General features: G+C 70.3%; 26 protein-coding genes. 12 read left to right on the forward strand and 14 right to left on the reverse strand.

The window, feature by feature from the left end:
* The first annotated feature begins 186 nt into the window (after positions 1-186).
* The gene (locus ITJ57_RS18380) at positions 187-1,545 is read left to right on the forward strand and encodes an MFS transporter (RefSeq protein WP_194671416.1); all 1,359 of its coding nucleotides are present in this window, start codon (positions 187-189) and stop codon (positions 1,543-1,545) included.
* 59 nt (positions 1,546-1,604) lie between these two features.
* On the opposite strand, the gene ITJ57_RS18385 is transcribed toward ITJ57_RS18380, so the two are convergent.
* Genes ITJ57_RS18385 through ITJ57_RS18405 form a run of 5 tightly spaced genes read right to left on the reverse strand, consistent with a single transcriptional unit; the run spans position 1,605 to position 6,661 of the window.
* On the reverse strand, positions 1,605-2,585 hold the full coding sequence (locus ITJ57_RS18385; protein ID WP_194671417.1) for an alcohol dehydrogenase catalytic domain-containing protein: 981 nt from the start codon (positions 2,583-2,585) through the stop codon (positions 1,605-1,607).
* 40 nt (positions 2,586-2,625) lie between these two features.
* Positions 2,626-3,729: a transketolase family protein gene (locus ITJ57_RS18390; protein WP_194671418.1), complete on the reverse strand. Its 1,104-nt coding sequence runs from the start codon at positions 3,727-3,729 to the stop codon at positions 2,626-2,628.
* A 1-nt stretch (position 3,730) separates the two neighbouring features.
* Positions 3,731-4,654: a transketolase gene (locus ITJ57_RS18395; protein ID WP_194671419.1), complete on the reverse strand. Its 924-nt coding sequence runs from the start codon at positions 4,652-4,654 to the stop codon at positions 3,731-3,733.
* An 11-nt stretch (positions 4,655-4,665) separates the two neighbouring features.
* Positions 4,666-5,481, reverse strand: coding sequence for an enoyl-CoA hydratase-related protein (locus tag ITJ57_RS18400; RefSeq protein WP_194671420.1), 816 nt, complete (start codon positions 5,479-5,481; stop codon positions 4,666-4,668).
* Positions 5,474-6,661: a CaiB/BaiF CoA-transferase family protein gene (locus ITJ57_RS18405; RefSeq protein WP_194671421.1), complete on the reverse strand. Its 1,188-nt coding sequence runs from the start codon at positions 6,659-6,661 to the stop codon at positions 5,474-5,476. Before ITJ57_RS18405 ends, ITJ57_RS18400 begins: the two co-directional genes overlap by 8 nt.
* Before the next feature lie 226 nt (positions 6,662-6,887).
* Here ITJ57_RS18405 and ITJ57_RS18410 point away from each other — a divergent pair, with 226 nt between their 5' ends.
* Positions 6,888-7,910 carry a LacI family DNA-binding transcriptional regulator gene (locus tag ITJ57_RS18410; protein ID WP_194671422.1) on the forward strand — a complete coding sequence of 341 codons (1,023 nt, stop codon included), beginning with the start codon at positions 6,888-6,890 and terminating at the stop codon, positions 7,908-7,910.
* A gap of 32 nt (positions 7,911-7,942) precedes the next feature.
* On the opposite strand, the gene ITJ57_RS18415 is transcribed toward ITJ57_RS18410, so the two are convergent.
* Complete coding sequence (locus tag ITJ57_RS18415; protein WP_194671423.1) at positions 7,943-8,548, reverse strand: hypothetical protein; 606 nt, start codon at positions 8,546-8,548, stop codon at positions 7,943-7,945.
* A 109-nt stretch (positions 8,549-8,657) separates the two neighbouring features.
* A complete protein-coding gene (locus ITJ57_RS18420; RefSeq protein WP_370582497.1) occupies positions 8,658-9,056 on the reverse strand; it encodes a nuclear transport factor 2 family protein in 399 nt (132 codons plus the stop codon).
* 436 nt (positions 9,057-9,492) lie between these two features.
* Here ITJ57_RS18420 and ITJ57_RS18425 point away from each other — a divergent pair, with 436 nt between their 5' ends.
* Entirely contained in the window at positions 9,493-10,995 is a 1,503-nt protein-coding gene (locus tag ITJ57_RS18425; protein WP_194671424.1) for an HNH endonuclease signature motif containing protein, read from the forward strand.
* 256 nt (positions 10,996-11,251) lie between these two features.
* Here ITJ57_RS18425 and ITJ57_RS18430 read toward each other — a convergent pair whose 3' ends face one another.
* Complete coding sequence (locus ITJ57_RS18430) at positions 11,252-12,310, reverse strand: LacI family DNA-binding transcriptional regulator (protein WP_194671425.1); 1,059 nt, start codon at positions 12,308-12,310, stop codon at positions 11,252-11,254.
* A gap of 286 nt (positions 12,311-12,596) precedes the next feature.
* Between ITJ57_RS18430 and ITJ57_RS18435 the strand changes: the two genes are divergently transcribed.
* The gene (locus ITJ57_RS18435) at positions 12,597-13,022 is read left to right on the forward strand and encodes a hypothetical protein (protein WP_194671426.1); all 426 of its coding nucleotides are present in this window, start codon (positions 12,597-12,599) and stop codon (positions 13,020-13,022) included.
* 12 nt (positions 13,023-13,034) lie between these two features.
* On the opposite strand, the gene ykgO is transcribed toward ITJ57_RS18435, so the two are convergent.
* The gene (gene ykgO, locus ITJ57_RS18440) at positions 13,035-13,157 is read right to left on the reverse strand and encodes a type B 50S ribosomal protein L36 (protein ID WP_056010578.1); all 123 of its coding nucleotides are present in this window, start codon (positions 13,155-13,157) and stop codon (positions 13,035-13,037) included.
* Between the two features lie 90 nt (positions 13,158-13,247).
* On the opposite strand from ykgO, the gene ITJ57_RS19905 reads away from it, so the two are divergent.
* On the forward strand, positions 13,248-14,339 hold the full coding sequence (locus tag ITJ57_RS19905; RefSeq protein ID WP_194671427.1) for a GTP-binding protein: 1,092 nt from the start codon (positions 13,248-13,250) through the stop codon (positions 14,337-14,339).
* Between the two features lie 18 nt (positions 14,340-14,357).
* Here the strand turns inward: ITJ57_RS19905 and ITJ57_RS18450 are convergent, their stop codons facing one another.
* Entirely contained in the window at positions 14,358-15,245 is an 888-nt protein-coding gene (locus tag ITJ57_RS18450; protein WP_194671428.1) for a LysR family transcriptional regulator, read from the reverse strand.
* A 61-nt stretch (positions 15,246-15,306) separates the two neighbouring features.
* Entirely contained in the window at positions 15,307-15,972 is a 666-nt protein-coding gene (locus ITJ57_RS18455; protein ID WP_194671429.1) for an SIMPL domain-containing protein, read from the reverse strand.
* A gap of 72 nt (positions 15,973-16,044) precedes the next feature.
* Here ITJ57_RS18455 and ITJ57_RS18460 point away from each other — a divergent pair, with 72 nt between their 5' ends.
* Both ITJ57_RS18460 and ITJ57_RS18465 read left to right on the forward strand, forming a co-directional pair.
* Positions 16,045-16,629, forward strand: a complete 585-nt coding sequence (locus ITJ57_RS18460) for a hypothetical protein (RefSeq protein ID WP_194671430.1) — start codon at positions 16,045-16,047, stop codon at positions 16,627-16,629.
* A gap of 75 nt (positions 16,630-16,704) precedes the next feature.
* A complete protein-coding gene (locus ITJ57_RS18465; RefSeq protein ID WP_370582498.1) occupies positions 16,705-17,859 on the forward strand; it encodes an FAD-dependent oxidoreductase in 1,155 nt (384 codons plus the stop codon).
* Between the two features lie 20 nt (positions 17,860-17,879).
* Here ITJ57_RS18465 and ITJ57_RS18470 read toward each other — a convergent pair whose 3' ends face one another.
* Complete coding sequence (locus tag ITJ57_RS18470; protein WP_194671431.1) at positions 17,880-18,815, reverse strand: DMT family transporter; 936 nt, start codon at positions 18,813-18,815, stop codon at positions 17,880-17,882.
* A gap of 89 nt (positions 18,816-18,904) precedes the next feature.
* Between ITJ57_RS18470 and ITJ57_RS18475 the strand changes: the two genes are divergently transcribed.
* Positions 18,905-19,546, forward strand: coding sequence for an ABATE domain-containing protein (locus ITJ57_RS18475; RefSeq protein ID WP_194671432.1), 642 nt, complete (start codon positions 18,905-18,907; stop codon positions 19,544-19,546).
* Here the strand turns inward: ITJ57_RS18475 and ITJ57_RS18480 are convergent.
* Positions 19,494-20,045 carry a DinB family protein gene (locus ITJ57_RS18480; protein ID WP_194671433.1) on the reverse strand — a complete coding sequence of 184 codons (552 nt, stop codon included), beginning with the start codon at positions 20,043-20,045 and terminating at the stop codon, positions 19,494-19,496. The genes ITJ57_RS18475 and ITJ57_RS18480 overlap by 53 nt on opposite strands.
* 96 nt (positions 20,046-20,141) lie before the next feature.
* Entirely contained in the window at positions 20,142-21,440 is a 1,299-nt protein-coding gene (locus ITJ57_RS18485) for a serine hydrolase (RefSeq protein WP_194671434.1), read from the reverse strand.
* A 146-nt stretch (positions 21,441-21,586) separates the two neighbouring features.
* Here ITJ57_RS18485 and ITJ57_RS18490 point away from each other — a divergent pair, with 146 nt between their 5' ends.
* The 4 genes from ITJ57_RS18490 (at position 21,587) to ITJ57_RS18505 (ending at position 23,763) form a co-directional block, all read left to right on the forward strand.
* Complete coding sequence (locus tag ITJ57_RS18490; protein WP_370582499.1) at positions 21,587-21,895, forward strand: DUF2470 domain-containing protein; 309 nt, start codon at positions 21,587-21,589, stop codon at positions 21,893-21,895.
* Positions 21,896-21,988: 93 nt separating this feature from the next.
* Entirely contained in the window at positions 21,989-22,399 is a 411-nt protein-coding gene (locus ITJ57_RS18495) for a DUF4383 domain-containing protein (protein ID WP_194671435.1), read from the forward strand.
* Position 22,400: 1 nt separating this feature from the next.
* On the forward strand, positions 22,401-23,015 hold the full coding sequence (locus tag ITJ57_RS18500) for a hypothetical protein (protein ID WP_194671436.1): 615 nt from the start codon (positions 22,401-22,403) through the stop codon (positions 23,013-23,015).
* Between the two features lie 94 nt (positions 23,016-23,109).
* Positions 23,110-23,763, forward strand: a complete 654-nt coding sequence (locus tag ITJ57_RS18505; protein WP_056782297.1) for a heme oxygenase (biliverdin-producing) — start codon at positions 23,110-23,112, stop codon at positions 23,761-23,763.
* Positions 23,764-23,780: the final 17 nt, after the last annotated feature.

The following is a 23,780-nucleotide window of genomic DNA, read 5'->3' on the forward strand; positions in this document are numbered from 1 at the left end:
TACCGAATATCAGCGGAACCGGACCCCGTCAGTCGGTGCGATCCAAGCTCGCTGCCGCGCGAATCAGGATTGATCCAGAAAAAATGACTACGTAACCTCGACAGCCGACACGCTTCGCCCTAGCGTGGATCCCAAGACGGGTCCGGTTGCGACGGGACCCCTCACGGACCACCACGAAGGAGTGACATGTCCCATCAGAACCCCCACGACCAGATCGAACTCGATTCCAGACAACAGCGCCGAAGGGCGGTGATCGGCAGCTCCGTCGGAACCGTCATCGAGTGGTACGACTTCACGCTCTACGGCCTAGCGACGGCGCTCGTGTTCGCCCCGCTGTTCTTCCCCGGCGGGGGTGAGCTGGCCGGCGTGCTCGGCGCCTTCGCCACCTTCGCCGTCGGCTTCGGAGCACGCCCCGTCGGCGGCCTGATCTTCGCCCACTTCGGCGACCGCGTCGGCCGGAAGACCACCCTGCTCGTCACGCTGCTCATGATGGGCACGGCCACGACGCTCATCGGCCTGCTGCCGACGGCGGAGACCATCGGCGCCTGGGCGCCCATCATCCTCATCATTCTGCGCATCTTCCAGGGCGCCGGCGCCGGTGCCGAGTTCGCCGGGGCGATGACCATGGCCAGCGAGTCCTCGGATGTGAAGAACCGGGCGTTCACCGCAGGGTTCCCCGGCGCAGCGGTGTATGTCGGGATGGCGCTCGCCACCGGGGCGTTCGCGCTCCTCACCATGCTCCCGGTCGAGCAGTTCCAGGCCTGGGGATGGCGCATCCCGTTCATCGCGAGCGTCGTCATCGTCGGGTTCGCCCTGTACTTCCGCCTCCGTGTGAAGGAGACTGCGGCGTTCGAAGCGGTCGAGCGCGACGGGGAGATCCGTCGGGCTCCGCTCGTCCAGGCCGTGCGCGGACACTGGCGGGTGCTGCTCTCCGGAATGGCGATCTTCGTCTTCGCCCTGCCGTGGACGTACGTCGTCGGTACGTTCTCGGTCTCCTACGTCACCGGCACGCTCACGGTCGCACCGACCGTCGCCCTCACCGGCCTCATCATCGCGCAGCTCATCACCGTGCCCGCCGTCCTGCTCTTCGGCAAGCTCGCCGACCGCATCGGCCGGAAGCCGGTCCTCATCGCGACGGCGATCTTCGGGATCGTCTACGCGTTCCCGATGTTCCTCCTGTTCCAGACGGAGAGTTCCGTGCTGGTCGGCATCGCCCTCATCCTCGGCCTCGCCATCGTGCAAGGCGCGACGATCGGGGTCTCGGCGGCGATGCTCGCCGAGCTCTTCCCGACCTCCATGCGGTGGAGCGGTATCGCGATCTCGCGGGAGATCCCAGTCGCGATCGTCGGCGGAACGGCGCCACTGGTCGCGACGGCCCTCGTCGCGGCGAGCGGCGGCGCCCCCTGGCTCGTCGCGATCTACCTCATCGTCCTCAGCGTGATCGGGTTGATCGGCATCATCGCCCTCCCGGAGACGCTGCACCGCGAGATCCCCTCGGCGGACGCGACGACGGGCACGCGGACGAAGACCGCGACCGAGGCCTGAGATCCGTCGGGTGGGTGGCGCGAGCCGTCCACCCGGCGGTGGCTCGCCCAGCCGTGTCCTCAGGGGATCAGCAACATCTTGATCGCCGGGGAGCGACGCCCGACCAGGTCGTCGAAGGCAGCGACGGCGTCATCGAGCGGCCGTCGGTCGAACAGGAGGCCGAGCGACGCCGCGTCCGTCGGCAGCAGCCCCTCGGCGAGGAGCCGCAGGGCCGCTTCGAAGTCGGTCCGTGAGTACATGTGGGATCCGAGGATCGTCCGCTCCTGGCGCTGCAGCAGCATCCCGTCGAACGACAGCTCCGGTGCGGCCACCCCGACGAGCACCAAGGAACCGCCCGCGGCGACCAGGCCGAGCAACCGTTCCGGCAGGGCGCCGCCGACGCAGTCGAAGACGACGTCGAACTCGGCTGCGGCCGGGCCGTCGTCCGGCAGTGCGTCGACGACCGGGATCCCGAAGTGGGTGACGATCTCCTGCCGCGAGGTGACGGGTTCGACGAGGGTGACCGAGCGTGCGCCATCGGCGCGGATGCACAGCGCGACGAGGAGCCCGATCGGCCCTCCACCGACGACGAGCACCTCGGCGTCTGCCACGTCGACGCGCGAGACGGCGTGCCTGGCGACGGCGAGCGGTTCGACGATCGGGGCGATCGAGGCCGGGACGTCCTCCGGCACGATCACGAGCGACGCCGCCGGGACGGTCACCTCGTCGGCCGCTCCCCCGTCGACCTGCCCGCCGATCAGTCGCATGTCGGCACACAGTCGCGCATGGCCGCGTCGACACTGGCGGCAGACGCCGCAGCCGAGCTGCGGGAGGACCGCGACGCGCCGACCGAGCAGCTCGTCCGCGCCGTCACCGACGGCCGACACCATGCCGACGATCTCATGGCCCGGGACGATCGGCGGCCGGATGACCGGATGGCGGCCCGCGAACATGGTGGCGTCCGATCCGCACAGCCCGCAGCTCTCGACCCGGACGACAGCCTCGCCCGCGCCGGGTTCGACCGGCGCGACCGTCTCGACGACGACGCGCGTGGCGTCCACGATCCGCACCCGCCTCCGGAGGCGCGTCGGCAGCGGGGACTCAGGCAAAGGTGATCTCCGGCTTGCGGAGCGCATCGGCCGCCTGCTGCTCCGCGAGCACCCTGGACCGGTCGGCCTCCTCCCACAGCGGAATCGTGCGGTCACGCGGCGCCCGGTCGGACACGCGCTCGACGACGGTCGCGATGCCCTCGGCGTCGAGGCCGTAGTAGCGGTACAGGTGCGTCGGGGGACCGAAGATCGCGAAGTCGTGCAACCCGTGTCGGTACGCGGGCACGCCGACGTCGAGGTCCGCGAGCGCGGTGAGGACGCTGGTGCCCAGACCGCCGTCGACCACGTGGTCCTCGACGACGACGACCGCGTCGTGCTGCGCGGCGAGGTCAGCGACCGCCTGGGCCGGGAACGGCCGGATCGTGTGGAGGTCGACGACGGTGACGTCCAGACGGCCGTCCGCGCGGAGGGCGTCCGCCGCGTCGCGTGCCGCGTGGACCGTGATCCCGCTGGCGACGACGAGGATGTCGGAACCGCGCCGGACGACGGTCGGCTCCCCGAACACCACCTCGGACGTCGTCTCGTAGACGTCCGGACCGCTCGCGCCGCGCCCCAGCCGGAAGTAGACCGGTCCTGGCAGGTCGACCGTGCCACGGATGAGCGCCTCGGTCGCCACGAGGTCGGCCGGCGAGACGACCGTGAGGTTCGGGATCGAACGGAGTGCCCCGATGTCCTCGATCGCATGGTGGGAGGAGCCGAAGTACCCCATCGAGATGCCCGTGTGGGTGCCGATGGTCCGGACCGGGAGGTTGGTGTATGCGTGGTCGTTCCGGATCACGTCGAGACTCTGCATGCTCGCGAACGCCGAGAACGTCGACATGTAGGGGACCGCGCCACAGGAGGCGAGTCCGGCGGCGATACCGAGCAGGTTGCGCTCGGCGATTCCCGCCTGGATGAAGCGGTCGGGGTGCCTGGCGGGGAAGTCGGCGAGGAACGTCGACCAGGTGAGGTCGGCACTGCCCGCCATGATGCGCGGGTCCTCGTCGGCGAGGTCGGCGAGGATCGACCCGATGGAGCGCGTCGGGTATCCGGCGCGTCCTTCGTGATCGTAGGAGCTCGGGTCGGTGAGGACCGTGGTTCGTCTCTCGAGCGGCATGTCAGTGGCCTTCCTCGGTCGCGATCGGACGCGGAGCGGCGTGATCGTCGGTGGGCTCCTCGACACGGGTGCCGAGCTGTTCCAGCGCGGTGGCGAGGTCCGAACCGCCGAGGTACCCGATGTGCCATTCGGCCATGCCCTCGATCGCCGGGATGCCCTTGCCCGCGACGGTGTCGGCGACGAGGACGGTCGGCGCGCCGCCGGCCGCGTGCCGCGCCTCGAAGCGGGCGAGGGCCGCGTCGATCGCGTCGGCGTCGTGCCCGTCGATGCGCTCGACCGCCCAGCCGAAAGCAGCCCACTTGTCGCCGATGGGCTCGTAGTCGAGCACCTCCCGGGTGGTCCCGTCGACGCAGACCGTGTTGACGTCGACGATGGCGAGGAGCCCCGACAGCCGGTTGGCGCCCGCGTAGCCTGCGGCCTCCCAGATCTGGCCCTCGTTCAACTCGCCGTCACCGACGATCGCGACCGTGCGGGCGCCGTCACCGCGGAGCCGTGCGTGCACCGCCATGCCGACCGCGATCGACAGCCCGTGCCCGAGCGCGCCGGAGGAGAAGTCGATCCCGGCGACCTTCTTCATGTCGGGGTGATCGCCGTAGGCAGTGCCGAGTCGCGTGTACGTGCGCAGCTCCTCGGCCGGGAAGAAGCCGAGGTCGGCCAGGACGGCGTAGAGCGCGGAGCAGGCGTGTCCCTTGCTCAGCACCAGTCGGTCACGGTCGAGCCGGTCGGCGTCGGCCGGGTCCACGCGCAGGAAGCCCGAGTAGAGGGCTGCGAGCAGGTCGGCGCAGGACAGACTCGGGCCGTAGTGGCCACTGCCCGCGATCTCCGCCTCGAGGAGGACGGTCCGCCGGATGTGCGCGGCGAACGCCTCACGCGACCGCGTCGGGCTCGCCCCTCTGGGCGGTCTGGTCGGTGTGTCGATGCTCACGGTGGTCCTCTCTACCTGCCGGTCCAGCGGGGTTCGCGCTTCTCGACGAAGGCGCGCACGCCCTCCTCGGCGTCTGCGGAATGCAACAGTTCGGCGTCTATGGATGCGATGCGGTCCCAGTCGTCCGCCTCGCGCGCGGAGCCGTCGTGGTCGACACCGAGGAGCGAGCGCTTGCTGGCGCGTACGGACAACGGGGAGTTCCGGTTGATCAGGGCGGCGAGTTCCAGGGCCGCATCCAGGGCCTCGCCGTCGGCGACGACCCGGTTGACGAGGCCGAGGTCGAGCGCCCGGTCCGCGCTGATGGGCGCGGCCGTGTACAGGAGCTCGGCGGCGAGTTTCGGCGGGATCTGCCGGCCGATGCGGAAGGCACCTCCGGCCGCCGCCATCTTGCCGACACGGGCCTCGGGGAAGCCGAAGACGGCCGAGGAGGCGGCGATCGCGAGGTCGCAGTGGAGCACGATCTCGAAGCCGCCGCCGAGGGCGAGGCCGTTGACCGCAGCGATGACAGGTTTGCCGAGGTCGTGCCGCACGAATCCGGCGAAGCCGAGGTGCTCGCGTTTGGGGTCGTGGACGTCCTCACCCCGGAAGACGGCCTTGAGGTCGGCGCCAGCGCTGAATGCCCGGTCGCCGGCACCGGTGAGGACGATCGTCCAGACCTCCGGGTCCTCGTCGGCACGGGCCATCGCGTCAGCCAGCCCCGCGGCCACCCGCGCGTCGACGGCGTTCCGCACCTCGGGTCGGTTGATCGTGATGACGGCCGTCCGACCGTCGATCCTGGACAGGACGACCGGTTCGGTCGACGGCGAGCCGGTGGTCGGTTCAGCCACGGAGCACCCCCTTGGTGAGCAGCGATTCGACCTCGTCGGGCCGCATCGACCCGAACTCCTCCGCGATGCTCCTGGTGTCCGCGCCGAGGAGCGGAGGGGCGTCGAACCGGTCCGTCGTCTGCGACGAGAACGCGATCGGTGGCCCGACGAGGGTGATCTCGCCGGCGAGCGGGTGCTGCACGGTCCGGAACATGCCGTTGTGCACCACCTGTGGGTCCTTCGGGACGTCCGCGAAGTCGTTGACGGGTGCACACCAGACGTCGTGGGTGAGCAGTTCGTCGAGGAGGTCGTCGCGCGTCCATTCGGCGGTCTTGGCGTCGAGGAGTCCCTTGATGCGCTCCCGGCCGGTCATGACGTTCTTCGACTCCTCCTCGAGGAGCTCAGGGATGTCGAGCACCTCCGCCAGCAGCTTCACGGGGTTCATCGCGATCGCGATCCAGCCGTCCAGCGTGGGGTAGACGCCGTAGGGGGCGCCGGTGAACGCGTTGCCGGCTCCCTCACCCGGCCTCGTCGGCGGTTCCGCGCTGGCCAGGGTGGCCACGAACTCCTGCGTCTGGACGGCGATGATGCTGTTGAGGAGCGAGACGTCGACCCGTTGGCCGAGCCCGGTGCGCGAGCGCTCCACGACGGCGGCGAGGGCGCCGTAGACGATGTGGAGGCTGGCCGAGACGTCGGCGATGCTGATGCCGACGGGGACGGGCGGGTCGTCGATGTTCCCCTGCAGGTTCGGCAGTCCGGCGACCGACTGGGCGAGGAGGTCCTGGCCCGGTCGTTTCGCATACGGTCCGTCGACGCCGAAACCACTGGACGCCACGTAGACCAGGCCGGGGTTGTCGACCTTCGACGCCTCGTAGCCGATGCCGAGGCGGTCCATGACACCCGGCCGGAAGTTCTCGACGACGATGTCGGCCTGCGCGATGATCCGGCGGGCGAGCTCCAGGCCTTCCGGCGACTTCAGGTCGATCGCGATCGACTCCTTGTTGCGGTTGAACGCCAGGTAGCTGATCGACTCCCCACCCGGGTAGGCGTTGAGCATCGCGTAGGAGCGGGTCCAGTCGCCGCCGAGCGGTTCGATCTTGATCACGCGGGCACCGAGGTCGGCCATCGCCTGGGTGGCGAACGGCCCCTGGAGCAGTTGCGAGAAGTCGGCGATGACGAGGCCGTCGAGGGGCCCGCTCACTGTGCTGGTCCGAGGGTGCGCATCGTGTCTCCATTGCTGCATCGAAATGGTGGTCCTGAAATGGTTACGTATTCATGACGCCCTGTCAAGCCGCGCCGACCGCCACGCCGCGACTCGTCCGACCGTGGGGCCGTGAAGCACGCACAGCGCCCGTCCGTCGGCCCTGCGCTGGCCGACGGACGAGCTCGTCGCCTACGATGAACACCGGGCGCGAGGGAGCACAGACATGCCGAAAGGGTCTCGTGGAGTCACGAGCATCGACGTCGCGAAGGCTGCTGGCGTGTCGCAGACGACCGTGTCGCGGGTGCTCAACGGCCACCCGAGCGTGTCGCCCAAGATGCACGCGCAGGTGCAGGACGCGATCGCGCGACTCGGCTACCGGCCCAACCTCAGCGCGCGAAGCCTCGTCACGAGTCGCACGCAGACGGTCGGCGTCGTCCTCGGCGACCCGACGAACAGCTACTACGCGGAGCTCCTGCAGACCGTCAGCGAGGAGTTGCGTCGGGCCGGCTACCGCACCCTCATGCTCAGCGACCGCCTCGGCGGCGTCGAGGACCTGGCGACGATCCTGTGGGAGAGCGACGTCGACGGCGTCATCGTGACGACCACGCTCCTGTCGCCTGAGGACGAGGCCAGGCTCGTGTCCCTCGACGTGCCCGCCGTCACGATGGGGCCGGACGCCCTGCCGGACGCCGACTCGATCTCACCCGACAACCTCGCCGGCGGACGCATCGCGGCAGCCCACCTCCTCGACCTCGGGCACGAGCGCATCGGCGTGATCGCGGGCCCGCTGGACGCCGCCTCGGTGCGCGACCGCCACGCAGGCTTCCTCGCCGAGCTCGACACGCGAGGCATCGAACTCGACGCATCGCTCCTCGACGTCGGCGGCCTGGAGTACGACCGCGCCTACACGGCCGCGACGAGCATGCTCCGACGCGAGGACGCCCCGACAGCCGTGTTCTGCCACAACGACCTGCTCGCTTTCGCCTCACTGAACGCGGCTGCGGCGCTCGGTTTGTCCGTGCCCGACGACGTCTCCGTGCTCGGGTTCGACGACGTCCGGATGGCCGCCTGGGAGTCGTTCCGACTCACGACGATCCGGCAGCCGATCCGGGAGATGGCGGTCGGCGCGGTCGAGTCCCTGCTCGCACGGTTCCGGCAGCCGGAGCAGGACGTCTCACACATCACCCTGCCGTGCCTGCTGGTCGAACGCGCGACCACGGGCGCCCCGCGATCGCCTTCGAACTGAGTCGCCGGGACGCACGTGGACCTGCCGCGGGGTCAGTCCTTCGGGATGAGGGGGATGATGTCGCGGCTCGGCGGCACGACCTCGCCGCTCTTGCTGCCGCCGATGACCTTGCCCTCCCGTCGGTCGTAGACGAGGTCGAACTCCGTCTCATCGGTCCGTACCCACGCGCCGATCCAACCCGTGGCCGTCTCGCCGGGCGGCGTCGCCTGCAGCTGCGTGTAGCCCGCGGCCGACATCGGCGCCTTCAGCTCCTCGGGGGTTCCGAGGCCGAGCGTCACGGCGTCGAGGTTGACCGCGCGGGTGGTGACGGAGACGCGATACGGGAAGACGCTGCCACCGTACTCGTCGCCGGCCTCGAGGCGGACCTGGACGAGGAGCGGCCGCAGCCCGGAGTTGGTGCCCTCCGGCGCTGGGAAGTCGTCCACGATCGCGAGGGCGGTCACGGTGGTGCCGTCGACCTCGTCGGTGAGCGTGCGCTCCTGGAGCGGGGTGCTCGGCGGCTGCGACTCGGACGGCGTGGCCGCAGCCGAGGCAGGCCGATCCTCTGCCGAGGGAGCACCGGCGGAGCAGCCTCCGAGGGCGAGGGCGGTGACCGCGAGAGCCGCAGCCAGGGTCGTTCGACGAGAACTGATGTGCATGACTCAATGCTGTCAGACGAATGTCGCGAGATGATCGGGGCAGCCCCCGATCACCCCCAGGAGCACGCCGCTTCGGACTGGCGGCACGAGTGCCTCCGCCGGCCGGACCTCACACGGCACCGCCGAAGTACACCTCGACCTCGCGCACGGCACCGTCGACCACACGGGTCGTCTCCACGTTCCGGAAGGTCGTGCCGTCGACGGCGTACTCGTACCGGTGGAAGACGATGCCGTCGGTCTCGACGACCTGCAGCGTGACACTCGGGGCGTCGAAGTGGTCGGCGCTCGGGAAGCAGCGCTCGAACCAGGCGACCCGGTCGAGATGATCGTCCTGTGGACTCGTGAAGACGAAGTCCGCGTGGATGAGCGCCTCGGCTGCGGCTCGATCCTGCTCGTGGAACGCCCGCATGAGCGCGAGAACCGTGTCGATTGCGATGAACGCATGCGGCGAGTGTACGCCCGGGCACAGCACCAGCCGAGGGGCGTTCCCGTCCGCCGAATCCGTCACCGGATGACTCCGGTTCCTGAGCGTGCCGAAAGGCATTCCCGGTCCCTGAGCCTGCCGGAGCGCACTCCCGGTTCCCGAGCCTGTCGAGGGGCGCCCTCCGTCCCTGAGCCTGTCGAAGGGGACCCCGGTGAACGGCTTTGCCGGGGTCCGACTCCGACCTCAGGACGCTCCCGGCCGCCGCATCCACCACAGAACCCCGGTCCCTGAGCTTGTCGAAGGGCACTCCCGCTCCCTGTTCCCGTCTCGAAGCGTGACCCCGGTCCCTGAGCTTGTCGAAGGGCGTACGGACGCCCCCATCGCGCTCGAGACCCGACCCCTCGGTCCCTGAGCTTGTCGAAGGGCACACGCGGCAGACCACACCTGTCGCATAAAAAACCAGATCAGCAGGAAGTTCTGCCGATGTTCCAGTGTCAGTGGTCCGTGTTTGGATGGAACCATGACCAGCACCGCACCGAACCCCCTCGCCGCCGCCGCGGCCGGGTTCGATGCCGTGTGGCACGGCGCGCTCGACGCGATCCGTGCCGGCTCGAATGTTGCGGAGCAGCTGGAGAGCATGAACGGTGAGGCTCTGTTCCGGGTCCTCGACGAACTCGGGGCCGTGCAGCACGCGGTCGAGGTCCTCGCGGCGCGGGTCACCGGGGCGATCGCGCTCCGGCCGTCGCCGACGGGCCGCGACGGCAGCCTCGTCCGCGCCTCGGGCTATGCCAACCCTGGTGTGATGGTGTCCGAGCGGTGGCGGGTGGCGCGCGCCCGCGGTTCGGTCCTCGCTGAGGTCGGCGCCGCGATCACGCAACCGCGCGGGCTCCTCGGTGAGCTGGAGGCGTGCCCGTTCCCCGCGATCGCCTCCGCCCTCGAGGCGACACCAGGCGCCGACGCTTCCTCCGTCTCGGCCGATACGGACAGCGCCGGTCCCGCTCCGGCCGAGGCTGCTGGCACGGCACCCGCTCCGCTCAGTGTCGACGGCGCCGCCGTCATCGTCCGCGAACTCCGCAACGCGGGCCGCATCTGCGCCACCGCCGAACTCCAGGCGGCGTCAGTCATCGCCATCGAGCACGCCGCCAACGCACCCCTGCAGGACGTCGTCCGCATCGCGAAACTCGTCCGCACCCGCCTCGACCAGGACGGCCGAGAACCACGCGACGAACTCCTCCGCCGAGCTGAACGCGCCACCCTCACGGAACTCCCCTCCGGCATGACCCTCCTCCGCGCCGAACTCGCCCCCGAAAGCGCCGCCTTCGTCCGCGCCGGACTCGACGCCCTCATCGGCGCCGGACTGCGCCGACCGTCCTTCGTGGACGCCGACACCGCCACCGACACTGCCGACGATCAGCCCGAGGGGTCCGGGGCCGTCATGCCGGACGGCCTGTCGGTGATCCCCACCGACCGGCGCCGCGCCATCGCCCTCACCGAGATCTTCCGCCACACCGCCGGCTGCAGTGGCGCCGCGACCGAGCTCGCACCCGTTTCCGTCGTCATCCGCGTCGACCACGACACCCTCGAAACCGGTACCGGCACAGCCACCATCGACGGCATCGAAGAACCCATCGGACCAGGCGCCCTCCGCCGCCTCGCCGCCGACGCGAAACTCATCCCCATGGTCCTCGGCGGACCCTCACACGTCCTCGACCTCGGCACCGGCACCCGCCTGTTCTCCCGCGCCCAGAAACTCGCCCTCGCCCAACGCGACGGCGGCTGCGCCTGGACCGGCTGCACCCACCCACCCTCCTTCACCGAAGCCCACCACCTCACCTGGTGGTCAGCAGGCGGCCCCACCGACCTCGACAACGGCATCCTCCTCTGCCCCTTCCACCACCACCGCATCCACGACGACCACTGGACCATCGACGTCCGCGACGGCATCCCCTGGTTCATCCCACCCGGCACCATCGACCGACACCGAACCCCCATCCGCGGCGGACGCATCCGCCTCGCCGCCTGACACAAGGCCCCCGTCTGCCCACAAGCGCCCACGCTGCCCTTCGACAAGCTCAGGGACCGAAAGGGGGTCGGTGCCGTCCTGGGGACCGGTACCGCTCTGCGAAACCGGACCACCCGGTCCCTGAGCCTGTCGAAGGGCACACGGAGGACATCCCGCCCTTCGACAAGCTCAGGGACCAGGGGTGCACTCAAGGATCAGCGCTGCACTCAAGGATCAGCGCGGCGCTCAGGGACCAGTGGTGACCATCGTCAGCCCCTCAGCGGTCGACGCCCACCTCGGCGGTCGACACACGCACCACGAGTCGCGGCACGGAACGCACCGTGCCGACGTGATCGGCCTCGGTCAACACCGCCAACAGCGTCGACATGATCGTGCGGCCAAGCTCGGGGAAGTCCTGCCGCATCGTCGTCAACGGGGGCGCGAAGTGCTCCGCCTCAGGGATGTCGTCGAACCCGACGACACTCACGTCGTCCGGCACCCGGAGCCCGCGCTCGGACAGCGCGTGGATCACACCGAGCGCCATCTGGTCGTTCGCCGCGAACACCGCCGTGAACGACGACCCCGCACCGGACGGACCGTCGCCGGCGCCCCGAGTCGCGACGAGCTCCCGCCCCAACCGGAACCCGCTCGCCGGCGTCCAGTCCCCGACGAGCGGCTCGCGCGCGACGAGACCGTGTTGCGACAGCGCGTCCCGCCACCCGCGCACCCGCTCGAGGGCATCCACCGAATCCGCCGGTCCGGCGAGATGCGCGATCCGCCGGTGCCCGAGCCCGACGAGATGGTCGACCAGGATCCGTGCCCCCTGGTACTGGTCGATGGAGACACTGTGGAACCCGTCGTGGCGACTCGATTCGACCGCGACGAGCGGCACCCCCAGGTCGATGCCACGCACCGCGTCGAGGGCTTCGCGATGTGCGGCGATGAGCACGATGGCTTCCACGTTCTGGCGCAACAACAACTCGACCGCCTGCCGCAGCGACGCCGGATCCGACTCGAGCATGCTCGCCATGCTCACCGCATACCGGGCGTCCCGTGCGGCCTCATTGAAGCCGAGCGCCGTACTCGACGGCCCGTAGTCCGGCCCGCCGGTCGTGATGAGCCCGATCGTCCGCGACCGCCGGGTGACGAGGGAACGCGCCGCCTGCGACGGCGTGTACCGCAGCTGCGCGATCGCCTGCTCGACCCGCAGCCGTGTCGCCGGACGAACGTTCGGGAGGTCGTTGAGCACGCGCGACACCGTCTGATGTGAGACACCGGCGAGCCGCGCGACGTCGAAGATGGTCGCGACCCGTGCCTTCTCGTCGTCGTTACCCACCAGTGCTGCCGGCTCCCACCTGACGACGTCCGTCCGCCGCTCTCTCAGAGCAGCGTATCCGGCGATCCCGGGCGTGATCGCGCGATCAGCGCCGTCCACAGCGGTTCAGCGGCTCGGCGGTCCGGCGGTCCGGCGATCCGGCGATGCAGTGGACCGGCGACAGCGGCCGCCCCGCATGGGCAGGGCTCCCCATCGCCCAGGGACGGAGCCGACGGTAGCGTGAACGACGTCGCGGACGGCCGCGGCGCCACCCGAACCCGGCATCGCCCCCTCAGGAGGAGCTCACATGATCATCTGGACCCGCTGGGGCATCGTCGTCTTCCTCATCTTCGGCCTCTCCGTCGGCGCCGGATTCCTCATCAAAGCGATCACGGTGCCGAACCTCGACGACAGCGCACCGCAGACCGGCGTCTTCGTCGGCATCGGGTTCCTCCTCGGCGCCGTCGCATGCTGGGCCTTCGGGAAGTACGCGCTGGCCAAGCTGGACGCCCCGCGCCCGGTCGTCGTGTGGCAGCAGCTCGCGCAGCCGTACGTCAACGAGCACGGCCTGACGGTGAAGCAGGAAGCCGTCCCGGTGCTCCACCCGCAGACCGGCGAACAGCTCTACAGCCGGCCGAGCTCGACCCTGTTCTTCATCCCGGTGCGCTTCTGGGCGTTCATCATCGCGGCGATCGGCGTGGTCGCGATCGTCGTGGGGTTCCTCTCCAGCTGAGCGGTCCGCGGGTCAGCCCTGGCGGCCCTTCCAGCGCGGGTTCAGCTTGTTGATCACGAAGACCCGCCCGCGCCGTCGGACGATCTGTGAACCCGGCTTGTCCTTCAACGACTTGAGCGATGCGCGGACCTTCATGGTGGCCTCCCGTGGTGGTGATGCGTGCTAACTTGTTGAGAACGATTCTCAACAAAGCCACCGTAGCACCACTGTTCAGGAGAGCCAGCCGTGACCCGCACCAGCGCCCCGTTGTTGACCGTGACCCTCGTCCTCGGCACCTGCCCACCCGAGCGCCGCACCGTCGCCCGCCAGATCGCCGGCTCCTCGTCCGCACTCGTCTCGATCGAACGGTCCGATCTCGGCGAGAGCGCCCACGCCGAGATCGACGACGCGATCGACGCGATCGTGCGACACCCGCTCGCCCCGCGACATCTCGTCCTCGACTGCGGGAGCACGGTCCGTCCTGTGGACGCGGTCTCCGCGGTCCTCGGGCATCGGGACGAGGCGTTCCTCGACGCGGTGGTGACGGTCGTCGACGCCGCACACCTCCTGCGCGACCTGCACGACGACGAGTACGTGACCCACGAGGACGACGACGGCGACACCGTGTACACCGCCCGGTCGATGATCACCGTCGAGCACATCGAGTACGCCGACACCATCGCCCTCGCCGGACGGCGCGGCGTCACCCATGCACAGCTCGCCGTCCTGCTCGCCCTGCTCAGCCACCTGAACCCGACGGCACTGACGCGCTTGGTCGAACCGGTCGCGACCCGTCCTCGAGCGACGCCCGGGGTCGCGGCGGGGGCGAGCACCCGTCAGCCGCTCGCGCGCTACCGCGACTCGCCCTTCGACCTCGAGCGTTTCACCACCTCACCCGGATGGATCGCGATGCTGAACGGCGAGCACCGTCCGTGGGTCGACCACGAGCGTGTGACCACCCTCCGGTTCGACAGCCCTCGACCGATCCACCCGGAGCGCCTGCTCGCCTGCTTCGACGGACCCGTCGAGGCGGGCGACCTCGGACAGGTGATCCGCACCGCCGGCTTCCTCGCCCTCGCGACCCGAGCGTCGCGCGTCGGGGTCTTCCAGCACGTCGGTTCGATGATCGACCTGGAGCCGACCTCGTTCGAGACGAGCGATCCGGGGGCCCCGCTCGGTCAGGAGCTCGTCATCACCGGTATCGACCTCGACGAGGCCTCGATCACCGCCGCCCTGCACGGCTGCACGCTCACGGACGAGGAGCTCCTCGCCGGTCCGGCGGCCTGGGCGCGCTACCCCGACGCCTTCACGCCATGGAGTTCGACGCACGAGCATTGAGCCGAGGCACCCCGGCACTCACGGGCGGCCGATCCGCGCGCTCTCCCACTCCTCACGGACGAACCGCACGAACTGCTCGACGGCCGGCGACACGGCACGCACGCGGCTGGTCGCGACGCCGATCACCCGGACCGCCTCGTCGTCGAGCGGGACGAGCACGACACCCTCGATGTTCGTCGAGTCGGGGAGCACGGCGATGCCGACCCCGGACCGCACGAGCCCGCGGAGCGTCGACAGCTCCGAGACCTCCATCGACACCCGTGGCACGATCCCGTGGCGGGCGAAGTACGCGTCCGCGATCTGCCGCAGACCGGAGTCGGTGGTCATCGCGAGGAACTCCGTCTGCTCGAGATCACCGGCGGCGAGCGACGTCCGTTCCGCGAGCGGATGCCCGGCCGGCACCCCGAGCGCGAGCCGCTCGGAGGTGAGCGGACGCCATTCGATCTCCGGATCGCGCGGTTCCGGGCTGAGGAAGGCGACATCGGCCGAGCCGGAGCGGAGTGCGTCGAGCACACTGTCCGCCTTGCCGCCGTCGAGGACGAACCGGATCTCCGGGAGTAGCGTCCGGTACTCGCTCACGATCCGCGGGATGAGCCAGCCACCGAGCGACGACACGTAGGCGATCGAGACGAGTCCGGCCGAGGGGTCGCGGAGCTCGTCGATCCGGGACTGCGCGTTGTCGAGTTCCGTCTGCGCCCGGAGTGCGTGCACGAGGAGGATCTCGCCGTATCGGTTGAGCTCCAGGCGGTTCTTGTGGCGGTCGAACAACTCGACCCCGGCGTCCGCCTCGAGCCGGCCGATCGCCCTCGTGAGGGTCGACTGGGAGATGCCCAGGGCCTCGGCCGCATACGGGACGTGCCCGTCTTCGGCGAGCGCACGGAGGTACGCGAGTTCGTCGATCCTCATGCCCTCATGATGCCGCACTCCCGCGTCGGCCGTGCGACGGCTTGGACGGTGGAGTGGCCGGTCAGGAGGCGGCGAAGCGGGCGTGCACGCGGGCGGCGACCGTGATGTCCTCCGGCTTCAGATCGAGACCGCCGTCGCCCGCCGGCGCGGCCGCCCCACGCATCATGGGGGCGGCGTTCTGGGTGCTCGTCGAGCGTGTCTCGTCGCCGAGCATCCCAGGCTCCGCGAGCGCGATGGGTCGGACGGTGCCGAGCCCGAGGCTCCTGGCGTAGCTCGTCGCGCGGTCGACGGCGTCGCGGACCGCGTTGTGCTGGGCCTCGGCCGTGATGCGGTGCTTCGTCGCCTCGGTGAGCGCCCAGGTCACGCCCCCCACCGTCACGCCGTCCTGGCTCGCGATCTCCTCGACCCAGCGTGCCAACGTCTGCAGCTCGGCGAACTTCACCTCGAGCACCACTGAGGCATGGTGCACGAGCGGCAACTGCTTCCCGTCCTTGTTCCAGGGTCGCTCGCTCCAGACGCGCAGGCGGTCGGCGGACCACCAGGTGACGGCCGACTGCGCGCGGAGGGCCTGTGCGGCCTGGGTGAGCGCGTTGTGTACGGCGGTGGTCCTGGAGACGACGGGCTCTCGTGCCGGCCCCTCGAACCCCGCGGAGAGACGGACGGTCCCACGCTCGGCCGGGTGGTGGTAGTCGAAGCGGCCCTCGACGGTGATGATCGTTTCGGTCATACCGGGCACTCTATCCCCGCGCCCCGTGGGACCGCCCGGCCGTCGCCCGGCCCGTCGGCTAGCATCTCGACCATGACGGACGGCGGAACCTGGGCGGATCGACGGCGCGCGCACCACGACGATGCACGACGGGGGTTCGACCGCTCCCATCGTCGTGGCCTGGAACCGGGCGACGTCGAGACCGTCGCGAAGTACCTCAAGGAACGCGTCTACGCGACGTTCACCGGCCTCGCGATCGTGCTCGTCCTCGCCGCGAACGTCGAGCACCACGACGCGGCGGACGCCCTCTTCTCCCTCGTCATCGGCGTCGTCGGGATCACGCTCGCGGGTCTCGTCGCCGAGATGATCGCGCACCTCACCGCGCACGGCGCCTTCCCCGACCAGGCCGGATGGCGCACGATGCTCCGGATCGCGTGGGGTTCGCTGCTCACCGTGGCGACGCCGACCATCCTCCTCGTGCTCGCCGTCGTCGGGGTCATGGAGGTGGCGACCTCGCTGCGCGTCTCGGCGATCGTGTACCTGATCACGCTCGGGCTGAGCGGATGGTTCGCGGTCCGTCGCGCTCGGCTGACGATCTGGCAGCAGCTCATCGCCCTTGCAGCGCTCGTCCTCCTCGGTGTGCTCGTGATCGGCGTGCAGGTCCTGGCCCACGGCTGAGCCGAGTGAGCCGGTTCCGCGGTGTCCGGCACGGACTTCGGAAATGCGCGGGCGGCCGGCGACGTTGAGCCCCACGTGAGCACTCCGGAGACCGTCGACGTCGTGGTCGTCGGCGCGGGTCAGGCCGGCCTCTCCGCCGCGTACCACCTCCACCGTCGCGGGTTCGTGCCGCTCGACGCAGTACCGCTCGACGCAGCCGGAGGCCGAGCGGCCGACGGCGACGCCCGCACCTTCGTCGTGCTCGACGCCGACGACGCCCCGGGTGGTGCCTGGCAGCACCGCTGGCGCTCGCTCACGATGGCGACGGTCAACGGCATCTACGACCTCCCCGGGATGCCGAAGCCCGAGCTCGACCCCACCTCCCCCAGCGTCGACGTCATCCCGCCGTACTTCGCGGCGTTCGAGGAACGCTTCGCGCTGGCCGTGCGTCGCCCGGTGCACGTGCGCGCCGTGCGGCGGGAGGACGACGACCCGCACGGACGACTCCTCGTCGAGACCGCGGCGAGCGCCCGTCAGCCGCCCACGGTGTTCCGCACCCGTACGGTCGTGAACGCCACCGGCACCTGGACGAAGCCGTTCTGGCCCGCCTATCCGGGCCGCGAGCGTTTCACCGGGCGTCAGCTGCACGTGGCCGACTACGTCTCGGCCGAGGAGTTCCGCGGCCAGCGCGTGATCGTGGTGGGTGCAGGCGTGTCCGCCATCCAGCTCCTCGACGAGATCTCCCGCGTCGGCGAGACGGTGTGGATGACGCGTCGCGAGCCGGAGTGGGTGGAGGACGAATTCGACACCGCGGCACGGGTCGCGGCGATCGCGGGCGTCGAGGAGCGTGTCCGGCAGGGACTCCCACCGGGCAGCGTGATCTCGGTGACGGGCATGCACTGGACGCCGTGGGCGCGGTCGGCCGAGGCGAGAGGGGTGCTCGTGCGGCACCCGATGTTCCGGCGCATCGAGGAGGACGGGGTGATCCTCGACGACGGCTCCTTCCTGCCCGTCGACGCGATCCTCTGGGCCACCGGGTTCCGAGCGGCGCTCGACCACCTCGCACCGCTCGGGATCCGCCTCCCTGGCGGCGGGATCCGGATCGACGGCACCCGGGCCGCCGACGAACCACGGCTGCACCTCATCGGCTACGGCCCGTCCGCGTCGACGGTCGGTGCCAACCGGGCGGGTCGGGCAGCGGTCGCGGCGATCATCGCTGATCTCGACACGGTACCGACCTCAGCGGGCTGAGCCCGGATCCGCTCGGCCGGTCACTGCACGGGGACGGGGATCGGCACGGCCGGAGCGCGCTCGGAGCGCACGAAACCGATGCCGAGCAGGATGCACAACCCGCCGAAGAGCTGCGCGAGCGACAGCTGCTCCCCCAGGAGGACCCACGCGAAGCCGGTCGCCGCAACCACCTCGAGGAGCCCGGCGAAGGAGGCGAGCCGGGAGCCGAGCATTTGACTCGCGGTGATGCTCGACGCATAGGCCACCGCCGTCGACACCACGCCGACGAACAGGAGGGGCACCCACCAGGCCACCGCGGTCCCGAGGACGGTGACGTCGCTGTCCGACGTCGTGAACGGCACCCCGACGAGCCCGGCGAGCCACAGGCTGAGCGCACCGATGAGCAGCCCGATGGACGCGAAGGCGACGGGCGGGAGCCCCTTGGCCGGGCGAGCGGAGATGACGTAGTAGGCCGCGCACCCGACCATCGCGAGGATCGCGAAGACGAGGCCCGCAGGGTCGAGGGTCGCGCCACCACTCGGAGCGACGACGAGCACGAGCCCCACGAGCGACACGACGGAACCGACGAGCACGACGGTCGCGGGGCGATGCCTGGTCAGCACCCACGCGACCGCGACGAGCAGGAGCGGCGCCATGTACTCGACGAGGATCGCGGTGCCGACGGCGATGGTCTGCAGTGCGGCGAAGTAGACGAGCTGCGTCGCAGCCACACCGATGAGGCCCATGCCGAGAAGTCGCCAGCGGCCTCGCCACACCGAGTCCCAACGACCACGGAGCGCGATGAGGGCGAACGGCGCGAGCACCAGACCGCCGATCAACGCCCGGACGGTGACCGCTGCGGCCGGACTCCACCCGGACGAGAGCACCGGTTTGATGAAGGCTCCCGACGTGCCGAACGCGACCGCGGCGAGCACGGCGACGAGCAGACCGACCGTGGTCGAGGATGTGGACTTCATGCGAGCCTCCGACTGCCGCGAGTGGGGCCGGCGGAAGGGTGGACGCCCGGCTGAGATGAAGCTATCGTCGGAGTGAGTAAGGAGTCAACTTGCATTTTGCCCCTGACACCGAGGACGCGCTGCTCTTCGCCGCGCTGCTCGTGAACACCCGCGCCGAAGCCTCCCGAAGCGGCGACGACGAGCTCGCGACACCGGCACGACTCGTCGAGCTCCTCCGCGTCAGCCGCTACTCGGGCAGGGTGGACGGCGACGAGCCCGAGCGCGCCGCCGTGGCAGCACTCCGGGAGCGGGTCCACGCCCTGTGGCGGACCGACGCGGACGGCCCCGACACCCGCGACCAGGCCGTCACGGAGATCAACGCGATGCTCCGCGAGTCGGCCGCGCTCCCCCAGTTGCGCCGCCACGACGGCTTCGACTGGCATCTCCACGCGACCGAGTTCGACGCCCCGCTGGTCGATCGGATCCAGACCGAGATCGCCATGGCACTCGTCGACGTCGTGCGGTCCGACGCCTGGGACCGTCTGCGCCTGTGCGCGGCCGACGACTGCGACGGCCTCCTCGTCGACCTGTCACGCAACGGATCGAAACGGTACTGCTCCGTGCGCTGCAGCAACCGCGTCAACACGATCGCGTTCCGCGCGAGGGCGCAGGAACCGCTCGACGACGACTCAGATGCGGCTACGCCCGCGCCCGCGTCACGTCCCGCAGGTGGTGGATGGGATCGTGGATGAAGTAGCGGCCGAGCGTCTCCGTCGTGAATCGCGCTCCGTCGCTCCGGCGGGCGGTCCGGCCGAGCGCATCGTCGGGGACCCGCTCGAACGCGGCTGCCAGCGTCGCCGCAGCCTCGGTCAACTCCGCTGAGACGACCCGCGGGTCCTGCTCGCCATAACGCTCCTCGACGGCCGTCGCATCCTGGTCCCAGTTCGCGAACGTCGGGTCGTCCTCGTCAAGGATGAGCCGCAGTCGGACGTCGAAGATGCGGAACACGTCGCGCACGTGGGCCGCGTACTCGAGCGGCGACCAGGTCTGCCGGTCGGGCCGCGTCCGGACGTCGGCCTGCTCCAGGACCGCGGGCCACGCGGCGGCGACCTCACGGATCACCTCGGGCAGCGCACGGAACGCGACCTGGGCCGTATCGAGCCCGCAGTCGGGGCAGGGGCGTTCGAGGACCCAGGTCCAGCTCTTCGTCTCCGGGACGATTCCGGCCTCGTCGGGGGTGTGTGTCGTCATGGCTTCACTGTAGGGAGCAGCGTCGCTCAGCGGCCCCCGGAAACCGTCATCGTGCCACGATCCAGCGCCACGCTGCGGCTGCGAAGACCGATCACGCTACCCGGCGGGGGCGACTGGCGGCGCGCAGACCATCGCCGAGGCGGCGAGCTGTTCGGCCATCTGCTGCTCCGACCACGGGAGCGCGATCTCCGGAGCCTTCTGCCCACTCGCCGGCGCCGCCTTGGCACCGATGGACGCGAGTTCCATCGCCAGCGCCTGCACGAAGCCGGCGCCGAGCGTGGAGTTGTTCAGCATGACGACGACCGTGAGGCCGGACGTCGGATCGGCGAAGGCCGCGGAGAGCGACCCGGGCATCGATCCGGCCTGACCGCGGAGCGGCCCGAGCTGCACGCCACCGACACCGAACGTCTTCCACGTCGGCTGGTCGTCGCCGAGGGCGACCGGGTCCTTCCACTGCTTCTTGTAGGTGCTGTCGTTCAACAGCGAACCCGAGGCGAAGGACTGGGTGAACTTGCGCAGGTCGTCGACCGAGGAGACGACGCCGCCCGCGGTCCACACCATGGACGGGGAGAGTTCGGTCTCGTCCGTCGGGGTGTCGCACTGGAAGGTGCCGTCGGCGATGCGCGGCGTCAGGTACCCCTTCGGGTGCGGACCGGGAAGCGTGACCGTGGCGGCGTCGGGGAAGCTGGACTTCGACATGCCGAGCGGCGAGAAGATGTAGTGGTCGTAGAGGGACTGCCACGACTGCCCGGTGAGTTCTTCGAGCGCCATCCCGAGCAGGATGTAGCCGGTGTCGCTCGAGCCGAAGAGCGCGCCGGGGGCCGTGCGCGAACCACTCGCCAGGCCGTTCGCGAGGATCTCGGCCATCGACCAGTTCCGGGTCGGGTTCGTGACGAACTGCGCGTTGAGGGCAGGCGTGTACGTGCCGAGCCCCGAGGTCCCCTGGCAGAGCTGCTGGAAGGTGATGCCGTCGATGCCCTGGATCTGCGGGAGGGTCTTGTTGACCTCGTCGGTGAGCTTGATCTTGCCCTCGTCCACGAGCTCCAGGAGCACCGTGCAGGTCATGGGACGCGTGGTGTCGGCGATGCGGTAGACCATGGACGGATCCATCTTGGTCTTGCCGCCCGGTTCCGTCGTGCCGACGCCCGCCGTGTAGCTCCCGGCCCAGGGAGCCCAGACGCCGACGATGGCTCCGGAGGAACCGGACTGGGCGACGGCGGATTCGACCGCAGCCGTGATGGCGTCGGTCGTGTCGCCGGCCAGGGCACCGCTCACCTGATCGGGGAAGTCGGTGTCGGACACCGAGGGTCCCGAGCAGCCGACGAGCACCGTCGCGAGCGTCGCCGCCGTGAAGAAGGCGGCGAGGCGTCTGCGCCTCGAAGCTGTTGCAGTCAAGTCATCCCCCTGATGAGCGGCCTGCCGGACTGCAGACTGCTCCCGATTGTAACCGGGCTCGGCTGGGAGCAGCGGTCGCGCGCCGCGCGCCCGGCACCTCGCCCACGGCCCTGGTGCGCCGGTCGATGATGGTGTTCCCTGGAGAGGTGACCTCGAACCTGTTCCCGCAGTCCACCGTCGACGCCGTCCTGGCGCACATGAACGGCGACCACCCCGACGACAACCTGCTCATCGTGCGCGCGTTCCTCGAACCCGCCGCTGAGGCCGCCACGATGATCTCGCTCGACGAGACGGGCGGCGAGTGGACGTGGACGGTCGACGGGACTGCAGCCGGCGGCTGGGTGCCCTGGCCGGCGGGAACGATCACCGAGCGCGGCGAGATCCGGCGCGAGGTCGTGGCCCTGTACGACACGGCTTGCGAGCGCCTCGGTGTGGAGCCCCGCCCGCACGAGTGAGCGAGGGCGCCGACCAAACCAGCGAGCGTCCGACCTCCGAACTCCTCCATGCCTCGGGAAGCCCCGAGGCCAGACGGACTTCAGGAGGTTCACATGCGTCACTCTCCCAACCGGCTCCTCGCCACCGTCTTCGGCGCGGTCTACGTGGTGGTCGGACTCCTCGGCGGCATCGTCGCCGGCGGCCTGCCGTTCCTCACCACCGAGGGTGGCCTCCTCCTCGGCATCTTCGAGGTCAACCCGCTGCACAACATCGCACACGTGCTCATCGGTGCCGCCCTGCTCATCGCGGGCCTGTCGAGCGCGGTCGCGGCCAAGACCGTCAACACGGTCATCGGAGCGTTCTACCTGCTGCTCGGCGTCGTCGGGTTCTTCATCGTCGGATCGGCGTTCAACGTCCTCGCGCTGAACACCGCCGACCACTTCCTCCACCTCGCGAGCGCGGTGGTCCTGCTCGGTGCGGGACTCGCCGCCGACAAGCGCGTGTCGCGGGTGGCGACGGCCTGACATGTCCACGTCGACCGCACGCGTGACCGCCCGGGTGCACGACGACGTCACGGCCCACTCCGGGACGACCTCGATCGCGAATAGCCTGCTGGCGATGGCCGCCCTCGGTGCCGGTCTCGTGTTGATCGCGACCGGCGCCGGGTCCTCGCCCGTCGGTGCGGTACCGCTCGTCTCGCTCGGGGTCGGCGCCCTGCTCTGGGCCGTCGTGGTCCTCGTCCGGGACCGCGTGCCTGGGCTCCGGGCGTCCTTCGTCGGCGCGGTCGGCACGGTCGTCGTGTGGGTGACCCTGTACGGCCTGGCCTCCGTGGGCGTCACGACGGTCCCGCCGTTCCTCCCGACACTGTCGTCGACGGTGCTGCTGCTGGCGGTGGCCGGCGTGCTCGCGAGGCGGCTCCGGAGGCTGACGCTCGCCGCGACGGCACCGGAGGAACTCGAGCTGGACGAGCTGGTGGCCCGACGGAACCGCCGCCCGCGTCCGGCACCGAGCACCGGGCGCTACGTGCTCACCCTGCTCGCAGGCGCCGCGGTGGTGACGGCACTCACGACGCCGGCGCTCGCTCAGACCCGAGCCGGTGCGTTCGCGGTTCCGCACGGTTCCCTGCACAGCAGCCACTGATCAGCCCCACCCCCGCCGAATCGCCCTCCCCTCCGAGAGCGCAGACGGCTACACTTAGGCAACCCTTACCGACAACGCCGACGTGGAGTCCGACATGAGCACTGTGATCCCCTTCTCCCAGGCACTGCGCGAGCGCACCTCCGCCGGACACGCCTCCAGCGAGGGCGCCGACTTCATGGGCGACCTCATGACCGGGAAGGGGTCGAAGGCGGACTACGTGGCCCTCGTGGCCCAGCACTTCTTCATCTACGAAGCACTCGAGGCCGCCGCCGACCGCATGCGCGCCGACGCCGTCGCCGCGCCGTTCATCAGCGACAAGCTCACGCGACTCCCCGCGATCGTGCAGGACCTCGAATTCCTCATCGGGCCGGACTGGCGCGAGCAGATCACCCCGCTCCCGACCACCGCCCGCTACGTGGCTCGCATCAACGAGGTCGGCGCGATCTGGCCGGGCGGCTTCGTCGCGCACCACTACACCCGCTACCTCGGCGACCTCTCCGGCGGGCAGATCATCCGCACGCTCATGCAGCGTCAGTTCGGCTTCGACACCAACGGCGTCGGCTTCTACCTCTTCGGCGACATCGCGAAGCCGCGCGAGTTCAAGGACACCTACCGCGAGCAACTCGACGCCGTGCCGTGGGACGACGACGAGCAGGCCCGCGTGATCGAAGAGGTCATGGTGGCCTACCGCTTCAACACCGACCTCTTCCGCGACCTCGCGACCGCGAAGGCCACCGCCGTCGCCTGAGTCGTGAGGTCACCTCC

Origin of the sequence: Plantibacter sp. VKM Ac-2880, from assembly GCF_015351235.1 — a bacterium.
GTDB lineage: Bacteria > Actinomycetota > Actinomycetes > Actinomycetales > Microbacteriaceae > Plantibacter.